This is a genomic window from Coleofasciculus sp. B1-GNL1-01, assembly GCF_040220235.1.
Taxonomy (GTDB): Bacteria; Cyanobacteriota; Cyanobacteriia; order Cyanobacteriales; family Coleofasciculaceae; genus Coleofasciculus.
On record NZ_JAVJTO010000153.1, the window covers coordinates 19650 to 30526 of the forward strand.

At 46.4% G+C, this 10877-nt stretch carries 7 protein-coding genes and 1 pseudogene; 5 read left to right on the plus strand and 3 right to left on the minus strand.

Annotation, left to right across the window (positions count from 1 at the left end):
- Positions 1–139: 139 nt before the first annotated feature.
- A complete protein-coding gene (locus RID53_RS33585) occupies positions 140–1087 on the plus strand; it encodes a putative 2-dehydropantoate 2-reductase (RefSeq protein ID WP_446392221.1) in 948 nt (315 codons plus the stop codon).
- Between the two features lie 460 nt (positions 1088–1547).
- Here RID53_RS33585 and RID53_RS33590 read toward each other — a convergent pair whose 3' ends face one another.
- The 3 genes from RID53_RS33590 to RID53_RS33600 form a co-directional block, all read right to left on the minus strand.
- On the minus strand, positions 1548–2348 hold the full coding sequence (locus RID53_RS33590; RefSeq protein ID WP_446392222.1) for a class II aldolase/adducin family protein: 801 nt from the start codon (positions 2346–2348) through the stop codon (positions 1548–1550).
- Between the two features lie 292 nt (positions 2349–2640).
- Positions 2641–4338 (minus strand): GH3 auxin-responsive promoter family protein, encoded by a 1698-nt coding sequence (locus tag RID53_RS33595; RefSeq protein ID WP_446392223.1) that lies wholly within the window; start codon positions 4336–4338, stop codon positions 2641–2643.
- 248 nt (positions 4339–4586) lie between these two features.
- Positions 4587–4736, minus strand: a complete 150-nt coding sequence (locus RID53_RS33600) for a hypothetical protein (protein WP_446392224.1) — start codon at positions 4734–4736, stop codon at positions 4587–4589.
- A 48-nt stretch (positions 4737–4784) separates the two neighbouring features.
- Between RID53_RS33600 and RID53_RS33605 the strand changes: the two genes are divergently transcribed.
- The 4 genes and pseudogenes from RID53_RS33605 to RID53_RS33620 form a co-directional block, all read left to right on the plus strand.
- Positions 4785–5723, plus strand: coding sequence for a cupin-like domain-containing protein (locus RID53_RS33605; protein ID WP_446392225.1), 939 nt, complete (start codon positions 4785–4787; stop codon positions 5721–5723).
- A 600-nt stretch (positions 5724–6323) separates the two neighbouring features.
- Positions 6324–7847, plus strand: a complete 1524-nt coding sequence (locus tag RID53_RS33610) for an MFS transporter (protein WP_446392226.1) — start codon at positions 6324–6326, stop codon at positions 7845–7847.
- A gap of 293 nt (positions 7848–8140) precedes the next feature.
- On the plus strand, positions 8141–10366 hold the full coding sequence (locus RID53_RS33615; RefSeq protein ID WP_446392227.1) for a molybdopterin oxidoreductase family protein: 2226 nt from the start codon (positions 8141–8143) through the stop codon (positions 10364–10366).
- Positions 10367–10612: 246 nt separating this feature from the next.
- Positions 10613–10729 (plus strand): annotated as a pseudogene (locus RID53_RS33620) (IS630 family transposase); the annotation flags it as partial.
- Positions 10730–10877 lie beyond the last annotated feature (148 nt).

Below are 10877 nucleotides of genomic sequence, written 5' to 3' on the forward strand. Positions count from 1 at the left end.
ATTAGGGTTCCGTTACATAAGACTATTGTAGGAGCAGGTTTAGGGATAAAATAAATGGGGATACCGATAACTTACCCCCAAAACCCGCCCGGATTCAACAGTATTAAGGTTCCGTTACTACTATCAGGGGATTCAGCCTATGGGAAGACAGTACGCCGTCATCGGTACAGGCGCAATTGGAGGCTTTTACGGCGCTTGCTTGCAAAAAGCTGGACTCGATGTCCATTTTCTCCTCCGGCGCGATTATGACTATGTAAAAAACCATGGTTTGGCAATTTCGTCAACCTTAGGAGACTTCACCTTACCCCAGGTGAATGCCTATAACCAAGTCGAAAATATGCCCCCTTGTGATGTCGTCTTAATCGCCCTCAAAACAACCCAAAATCATCTCCTCCCACACCTGCTTCCGCCTCTGCTTAAACCTGGAACTGTGGTGATTACGTTACAAAATGGGTTAGGGGTTGAACCTGAAATTGCTACCATCGCCGGGGAAACTGTTCAGGTATTAGGGGGACTCTGCTTTGTCTGTTCTAATAAAATTGGTTTAGGTCAAATTCACCATCTCGATTATGGTCAAATCCAGCTAGGTGCTTATGGAAATAACCACCAGCCTCAAGGAATTACCCCAACAATGCGTCAGATGGCGGCTGACTTTGAACAAGCCAATATTCCGATTCAGCTTGCTGAGAACTTACTCCTCGCCCGGTGGAAAAAGTTGGTGTGGAATATTCCCTATAATGGTCTATCTGTTGTCTTAGATGCGACAACGGATGCGATGATGAAGGATAGTCATGGGTATCAGCTATCGGAACAACTGATGCGAGAGGTTGTAGCTGGGGCGGCGGGGTATGGTTTAGAGATAAAGGAGAGTTTTATTCAAAAGATGCTGGATTATACGATGAAGATGAAACCCTATCGCACCAGTATGAAAATTGACTATGATTGTCATCGCCCCTTGGAAGTCGAAGCCATGTTTGGTAACCCAATGCGGGCGGCGCAAGCGGTTGGGGTGGCGGTTCCCAAAATAACCATGCTTTATCAGCAATTAAAATTCCTAGATGCTAGAAATATCGCGATTGGCGATTAGGGATTAAATCCTGACGTGCCATGGTTTATGTGTAGGGGCGGGTTTAGGAAAATTCATGTCGCCATTGCTAATAACCTTTATGCAAAACCCGCCCTGACTAACTTTTAATTTTTGCCCAAAATTGCGGCGTGACACAGCTAAAATTGTGGAATAGATTTGACGATTAAATCGGGCGCAAGCTTTGCGCCCCTACAGTTTCTCTACGTAAGCGGTAAAGCGTTTAGGAAATTTCGTGTTGCCATGGCTGATAACCTTTCTGCAAAACCCGATATTTGTAGGGGCGGGTTTAGGAAATTTCATGTTGCCATTGCTGATAACTTTTAGGCAAAACCCGCCCTGACTAACTTTTAATTTTTGCCCAAAATTGCGGCGTGACACAGCTAAAATTGTGGAATAGTAAAGCCAGACGTGCCATGGCACGTCTCTACACATTCCTCTGTTCCTCCGCCGGATTTCCCAATCAATCCAATAAATCGGGTTCCTGTTTAATCATCATCTCATAAAGCGGTTGAAAACTAAACCAACCCAAAGAATGAGAACCCACTTGACTGTGAGTCAACTTCGCCGTATCTGGATTAATTAACTTAGGTTTACCCACCGCTTCCGCCATCAATTGCGCTTGACAGCATCTATCCATGGCGATGAACCACCAGGCGGCTTCATCGACAGAATGTCCCACGGTTAATAAACCATGATTACACAGAATAATCGCTTTCTTCTTGCCTAATCTTTCCGCCAGACGTTCACCTTCGTTTGTATTCAAAACAACACCTGTATAGTCCTCAAACAGGGCATGATCCTCATAGAAAGCACAAGCATCCTGAGTGATGGGGTCAAGGTGACGTTTCAGCGTTGACCAACTTTTACCATAGAGAGAATGAGCATGGGCGGCGGCGATAATATCAGGTTGAGCCTGGTGAATTTGGGCGTGAATCGCAAAGGCGGCGGCGTTGACAGGTTTGTCCCCCTTGACAATTTCACCGTTATGGTTAACTAATATTAAATCAGAAACGCGGATATGACCAAAGTACATGCCAAAGGGATTGACCCAGAAATGATCGGTGAATTCAGGATCACGCACTGTGATATGTCCAGCAATTCCTTCATCAAACCCGTAGCGGGCAAATAGACGGAAGGCGGCGGCTAAGTGTTGTTGGCGATGCAGGCGTTCTGCTTCTTTTGAGGTAAAGGTTGGCGGTTGGGGGAGTTGGGTTGATGTTGAGGTTTGAATGGCTAATTGGGGATCAATTGAAGAAACCATAGGTAGTTAGTAGATTCAGTCGGTAGATAAAAATAGATTTGACTATTTTATCAAGGTTTAACCCACATTCCTGTGGGGGCGCACTGACGTGCGCCCTGATGCTGAAGTAAAATGGCACTGATATCATGTTTGGTTAAATATCCCTGAATAAAAATTTCTGAAATGATGGCTTTTACAGTATTGCAATTAGGAGCAATTGTGAGGATATAATATGATTTGAGCGTTTATGGTTGGTGTTTTAACGTTTAGGGCGCTAAAGCGCAACTACAAGCGCAATGACGGTTCATAACAATCAACGATCAACGTCCCTATCCTCTGGTAATCTTATCTCTTCTAAGACTTCTAACCCTGCCAAAAATTGCCGATCATTGCTAATATGAGGAAACTTCAATTGAGAATCGGGAACGCCGCGTTCTAACTGACGCTGACGTAGAATGGCAAAACTACCTGGTGCTAATATCCGTAAGCGGGGCGCGGGGATATAATTATCCGGTCGTTTTACCGCATAGGATGTATTGGCGTCTTGCAGTTTGCGGTCAAAACTGGCGAGGAAGGCTTGGGGATTGTCTAAACGTTGACCAGGCGCTAACTCAATGTTGACTAAATAATGGGCGGTGACAAGACTCTCCGAAAGGGTTAGACAAAAATCTTCTAAAGGTACGTCAAATTCCTGTTGTAAGGCTTGCATCACCTGAGTTGCATGGTGTTCCGTTGTCTTCTCTGCTGTCGCCGACATCGTTCCGCCGCGACGATACCGGAAAACAATCAAGGGCGTTTTATTGTAAAATCCAACAACTTCGATTACGTCGCCAATATCGTAGCGATAAAATCCACTATAATTTGTGGTTAAGAGGCGATACTTTTCGCCAACTTTTACCTCCGTCGCCAGTAGGGTTTTGGGATGTTCGGCGTCCCATTGATCTTCGGGAACAAATTCAAAAAAGCCGCTTTCAATCGCCAAAACACTCCCATCCGTATCTACATCGGGATAGATACTAAACGTGGCTTCTGCTGAGGAATAAACCGCCCCAAACACAGGTGTATCGCCAAAATAATCGGGAAAGCGCTGAAAGTAGAAATCCGATGTACCGCCGCGTGCGGTGGCGACAAAGGATAAATCCGACCAAACTCGTTTCGGCGTTAGGCGTCCCTCTTGGTTTAAAATATCTCGTAGTTCCTGCGCCCGTTCCGGATAAGCAGACCATTGATGCTCTAATTGTGACCGAATCCCGGATTCTAAGTCCAGCCAATTGGCGATTGTCCCTTTGTCTAAATCCCGAATTAAATCGTCGGCGTAAGTTTCCAAATAACTTGCCGTCCGCAGCAGGAGCATGGGAAAATTAGCAATCATCCCCCGCATCGTGCGATCGCGCAGCGCAAAGAGTAAGCAAACGTAATGGCGGGCTAGGCTATCCCCCGGTTTCAGGGTTTCAAAGGGATGGGCAAACAGTTGTTGGTAGAGAAACTTTCCCATCCGCAGCACACCCACACTGGCATAACCGTACCGAATCCCTCCTGGCGTCTGTCCCATGGGTTGCACGGAGTTGGTAATTAAGAGTTTACCAAACTTACGGTTGCGAGTTTTCAGCGCATCAGCCAAGAAACCCATACTGGTTAAATTCGCCCCTCTTAGGGAAGTCTGAAACCGCTTGGTAACAGGAATCAGCTTCTTTGAACCCGTCGAACCACTGGTAAGATTAAGATAGACAACGGGGTCAGGGGTTAAGATATTCGACTCACCCTGGAAAATGCGTTCCGTGTAGGGTTCATAACTACTATAGGGCAGAACCGGGACGCGATCGCGAAATTGGTCAATGGTTTTAATCTCCCTCAACCCCCATTCCCGCCCCAATTCAGTGTTCTGATACCGTCGCAACAGCGTCAGCAGAAACCGTTCCTGTACCGCCTCCGTCTGATGCGTCTTGTTCACGAAATTGGCTTTAACTCGTCGAGTTAGCGCGGTTAACAGGGGCAGTACATAATTTGACATGATATCCTCGTACCCGTTGAAATTGAGCGGAAATTTAACGTTTCTCCCTAGCCGAATCAGGTTTTGGCAATTTTTCCAGCATTTTCCGACATTTTATGGTATGGTTGCATTCCGAGTCGTTACCCAGATTCCTATGCTTGTTTGCCAATGACTGATCAGAAATTCCATTATTTTTGTCACTTGTTGAATAAATTGTCAAGTTTTTTCCCCATTTTCTCAGATATCGTCCCCACCCCTACTCCTTAGTTTCAGGAGGATTGTTGATTGAGATAGAGTTGAACCCTTGCCAAGATGCGCTTTCTTAAGGTTTTGTTCCCTAGTTCTCGGTTAAAGTTCCCCCGATAAGTACCTGGCGATAACGTCTGTTCGCTGTCCTCAAAAATGCTAACAACTGTCAAATCCTGACTGTTCTTTGTCCCCGTTTCCTTGTCGAGTTTGATATGCGAATGAACCCCTCAATTCTCTCTGTACCGCGTGTCGATATATCCACCCTCACGCCAGAACAATTTAGCCAACGGTATCAACAAACCGGGACACCTGTGGTGATTACCGGATTGCTGGAGAATGAACCGGATTGGACACTGGAGTATCTTTGTGCAAAAATTGGCGATCGCGAGTTTATGGTGCGGAATTACGAACAGGCTAAATATGACTCTGGAGAATCTAAACGTTCTCGTGTCGGTAGTGGCGTCGCCTTAGAAACCATGCGATTCTCGGATTATGCCGAACTTTTACGCTGTGGCGAAGTTCAAGAGAATGATCTTTATCTGGGAAAAGCGCCCCTCAAGACTACCCCACTAACCCAAACCTCTACCTGGAAAACCTTGGGCGACAAACTTGGTTTTACTCAACCTGTCACCGACTTTAAAATGTATATGGGTTCAGGAAGCCATCGCTCTGGATTGCATTACGATATCCTGGATAATACCCTGATCCAACTGCATGGGGTCAAGAAAATTGTCTTGTTTCCTCCCTCTCAAACCTACAATCTTTATCCCTTTCCTATTCTCGGTCATTTACGTCATGGGATGAAGTTGCGGTGCTGTTTTAGTCAAGTCTCCTTAGATGATCCCGATTTTGACACCTTTCCTAAGTTCAAGCCAGCCCTAGAACACAAACAAGAGGTCATTCTAGAACGCGGAGAAACGCTTTATTTGCCTGCTGGATGGTGGCATGATGTCAGCGGAATTGATAACACCATGATGTGTTCAGTCAATCGATTCTGGCGCATTTATCCAGCCAGACGCGCCTTGCTGAATTGGGAACGATGGCGGTCTATACTGGGAGTTTTCTGTGCTATTCCTTATATAGGAGGCAATTTAATCGCGGCTTTATTTCAGCCTCATCCCCAATCAACAATTCGCCAAATTTTGTACAGAATTTAAAAACAATTAAAAATTAAACTAGCCTTTGTTTTCTATCTACTCTTAAGGGGTTACTGTTTTTAGCTATATCAGGTGCGTTACGCTGCGCTAACACACCCTACTGGCGTGGCACAGCTAAAATTGTGGAATAGATTTGGTTCGTAGTGAGGGAACCTCAGCCCTCTCCAGCTAGGCGTTAGAGAACTAAAGTTCTCACTACAAACAAAGTCCTATTTTAGTTGGGTCACGCCACTACATACATATAGAGCCTTGGCGTAAGTCTTCAAACTGTTCAGCATTTAAACCTTACTGTCAATAATGGCTCTCATCCTTGTAGTGCGAGCATCTTGCTCGCTACTAATATCCAACTTAAATGCATGACAGTTTATAATTATGCAATCTAAGAATTAAAATTATGCAGACAATGCATATTTATCTAGATTTTGTATTTAAATATACGAAACCTCTCTGGCAAGGGTGTGATTCTTGTAGCGGACATCGGGGAACCGTAAACAAATTATTTCGGTTAATTGAGAGCAAGTGACGAATTCAATGGATGAAAAAATTGCTCGATTAAATTGAACCCCCATCCTGAAATTTTTACATAAGGTTAAGTAACAGATGCTGCAAGAATTATGGTCATTTCGCGGTCGATACCGCATCTTACATTTAACGTGGTTCGCCTTCTTTCTCTCATTTGTCGTTTGGTTCAACTTTGCCCCGTTAGCCACAGCCGTGCAAGAAGACTTAGGGCTGAGTGCGGCACAAATTCGGACATTGGCGATTTGTAACGTAGCGCTGACTGTACCAGCTCGTATTATTATCGGCATGTTACTCGACCGTTTTGGTCCACGGTTAACCTATTCCGTGTTGCTGATATATGCCGCAATTCCTTGTCTGGCGTTTTCCCTGGCGCAAGACTTCAGCCAATTAGTGATCAGCCGTTTAGCCCTAAGTATTGTGGGTGCAGGCTTCGTGATTGGTATCCGCATGGTAGCAGAATGGTTTCCCCCCAAAGAAATTGGCTTGGCTGAAGGAATTTATGGGGGATGGGGTAACTTTGGTTCCGCTGCATCTGCCTTTACCCTACCCACAATTGCGGCGTTATTAACGGTTGGCGCTGGGGGTGGATTGATCAACTGGCGACTCGCGATCGCACTCACAGGTATTATTGCTGCACTCTATGGCGTCATTTACTACAGAAGCGTTCAAGATACCCCTCCGGGTAAAGTGTATCAGAAGCCCAAGCGTCATGGTGGCTTAGAAGTCACCACCAAGCGGGACTTTGGCTTCCTGATGCTGATGAATGTTCCTCTGGTGGGGATTCTCGCCGTTCTCGCTTGGCGCTTAAGTAACGTTGGTTTCTTAGATCGAACCGGATTAATTATCACCTGGTTAGCGCTGTTGGGGTTATATCTGTTCCAGGCTTACAAATGCTGGGATGTGAATAAAGACCTGATGACCAATCAAAAACGGTATCCTGCTGATGATCGCTACAACTTCTCCCAAGTCGCCCTTCTGGAATTAACGTATGTGGTCAACTTTGGTTCAGAATTAGCAGTTGTCTCCATGCTTCCTGCCTTTTTTGAAGGAACATTTGGATTGAGTAAGCAATTAGCCGGAATGATTGCTGCTAGTTATGCGTTTATGAACTTAGTTTCACGTCCCGGTGGTGGATTAATTTCAGATACCCTGGGAAGCCGGAAATGGACAATGACAGTATTGACAGGATGCATGGGGATTGGCTATCTGATGTTGAGTACCGTCAATGGGAGTTGGTGGCTACCTGCTGCGGTTATTCTCACCATGGGGTGTTCCTTCTTTGTCCAAGCGGGTGAAGGGTCTACCTTTGCCATGGTACCGTTAATCAAACGCCGAGTCACGGGTCAGATTGCGGGTAATGTTGGTGCTTATGGTAATGTCGGCGCTGTCGCTTATCTCACCCTATTTAGTTTGCTGCCAGAAGGCGATATCGGGAACCGTGTTTTCTTCCAAACCTTAGGAATTACAGCATTAATCGTCACCTTCCTCTGTTGGTTCTTCCTCAGAGAACCCAAAGGATCGTTTGCGACACATCATGAAGGGGAAGAAACCGAATTGCCAGTCGAAAGTGTTCCAGTTTTGGCGGATGAACACCCTCATTGATGGTTGAGAATTCATTGGTAATTTAGCTGATTATCGACATCCCTTTGTAGAGACGTAGCAGGCTACGTCTCTACAGGTTTATCGCTCCTTTGAGAACTAGGTTGTCAAATTAGCATTTTCCCGATGTAATTTCTTCATATTCCCTAACATTTTGTTGTTTTTTATACCAAAGAAGCTCATTTATTTCTTTAACCTGAACCAAAAGATAGTTAAAAATTAGACGTATTGGTAACTGGTAAATGTGACAACAAATTATGCAGACTGTGTAACAAATGACGAATAACAAATAACAAATGACTAACTCAACAAAAACACTTTGTCCCTATTGCGGTGTTGGCTGTGGTTTAGAAGTCACGCCACCCGCCCAACCTGGTAAAGCCACTCATCGCGATAGCGAAGGAACACCAATATGGCGAGTACGGGGCGATCGCGCTCATCCCTCTAGCCAAGGAAAGGTTTGTGTCAAGGGAGCAACGATCAGCGAATCCTTGGATAAAAATCGTCTCAAATATCCGATGATGCGAGACTCCCTGGATCAGCCCTTTCGACGAGTCAGTTGGGATGAAGCCCTGGATCGCATCGTCCTGCAACTGCAAACCGTCCGCTTTACCCAAGGACCTGAAGCCATCTGTATGTATGGTTCCGGTCAATTTCAAACCGAAGACTATTATATTGCCCAAAAATTACTCAAAGGCTGTCTGGGTACAAACAATTTTGACGCCAATTCTCGCCTATGTATGTCCTCCGCTGTATCGGGTTATATCCAGAGTTTCGGCTCAGATGGACCTCCCTGCTGCTACGAGGATTTAGAACAAACCGATTGTGCCTTTTTAATTGGTACAAATACCGCCGAATGTCACCCAATCGTATTTAATCGCCTGCACAAGCATTGTAAAAAGAACCGTAAGGTGAAAATGATTGTGGTTGACCCCCGGCGCACTTCAACCGCAGAAGCGGCTGATTTGCATTTAGCGATTCGACCGGGTACGGATATAGATTTGCTGAATGGAATTGCCCATTTACTAATGCGTTGGGGGAAAATTAATACCCTATTTATTGATGACTGTACGCGAGATTTTCCCCTCTACGCCGATATCATTCGCCACTATCCCCCCGAACTCGTAGCGCGTAACTGTGGAATTCGGTTAGATGAATTGGAGAAGGCGGCTCGATATTGGGCGGATTCGGAACGGGTGTTATCCCTGTGGTCAATGGGGATGAACCAATCCTCAGAAGGAACCGCCAAAGTCCGCACATTAATTAATTTACACCTGATGACCGGAACCATTGGTAGACCGGGTTCTGGACCCTTTTCCCTCACCGGACAACCTAACGCCATGGGGGGGCGAGAAGCGGGGGGACTGGCGCATATTCTTCCCGGTTATCGGTTGGTGAAGAATCCCCAACATCGGGCAGAATTGGAACACTTGTGGGGACTGAAGTCGGGGCAAATTTCCCCAGAACCGGGTTTAAGCGCTTGGGATATGATCCTAGGCTTAGAGACAGGTGCAGTCGGATTCCTTTGGATTGCAGCGACGAATCCGGCGGTGAGTATGCCCGATTTAGAACGCACGAAAGCGGCGTTGAAGCAGTCCTCATTTACGGTATATCAGGATGCCTATTATCCCACCGAAACAGCAGCTTATGCTCATGTCATCCTTCCTGCGGCTCAGTGGAGTGAAAAAACGGGAACGATGACGAATTCTGAACGGGTGGTAACCTTATGTCCCCAATTCCGCTATCGAGTGGGCGAATCTAGAGCCGATTGGGAAATCTTTGCCGAAGTTGGGAGGCGTTTAGGGTTTACGGAACAGTTTGACTTTGCGGATTCGGCGGCGGTGCATCGGGAGTTTGTGCAACTGACTCGTGGGCGGGTTTGCGATATGACGGGTATTACCTATGAGCAGTTACAGGAGGCTCCAATTCAGTGGCCCCATCCGGAAGATGTAGAGACGAGCCATGGCGCGTCTGAGGGCAGAGGAGATAGAGTCAATTCAAAACGGTTGTATACAGATTGGCGCTTCCCCACCGCCGATGGACGGGCAAAGTTTGCCGCGTATCACTCACGGGGATTAGCAGAACCCCCTGATCCAAATTATCCGTTGGTCTTGACAACGGGACGCCTTTATGGTCACTGGCACACCCAAACTCGGACGGGTCGAATTCCCAAGATTCAGCAAATGCATCCGCAACCCTTCCTAGAAATCCATCCCCGTGATGCCCAGAAATTGGGGATTGAAGAGGGGAACTGGGTGGAAGTGCGATCGCGCCGGGGCAAAAGTCGGTTTCCGGCTCAGGTAACGAAAGCGATCGCGCCAGGGACAGTATTTGTGCCAATGCATTGGGGGGCATTGTGGGCAGCCAATGCCGAAGCGAACGCCTTGACCCATCCAGAATCTTGTCCGGATTCTGGGCAACCGGAGTTAAAAGCCTGTGCGGTGCAGTTGAGTTTAGTACCAGAGTCCGCAGAGGTGTTATGGGAACAGGAGGTTGAGCAACAGTCGATTTTGGGCAAATAAACCCGATTTGAGTGTCCACCAGTAGGGTGGGTTAGGCGGTACTCCGTTAAAGAAACGAACCATCTAATCCTATATCCGCCGTAACCCACCAGGTTATCAACAGCGCCATTGAGTAAAGGGCGACCCGAGTCAATTGAATGGACACCGTTGTGAATTGATGCAAGCGGGTCGCCCCTACAGTTCATCATCGGAAAATCTGTCCACCAGTAGTGGCGTGACCCATCTTATTTGAGGAATTATAATTAAGGAGAAAGGTTTCAGGCGTTGAAGTCAGGACGAAGGCAGGGGCGAGTAAATATGATTGCAGCTCTTTGTCAGGGTCAATTGATGGCTCCCTTTACTGTGGAAGGGGCTTGTAATCGAGCGCAGGGGTCTGAAAGTCCTTTACTCAAGTATCAATCAATAATTTTTCACTCATAGAATCTCGCTTGTAAGCGTTACAGTAAAACTGCCTAAGGATTGTCACCTGATCGCACTGTTTCTGTTAGCTCACAACTTTTGGTCTTGCCCA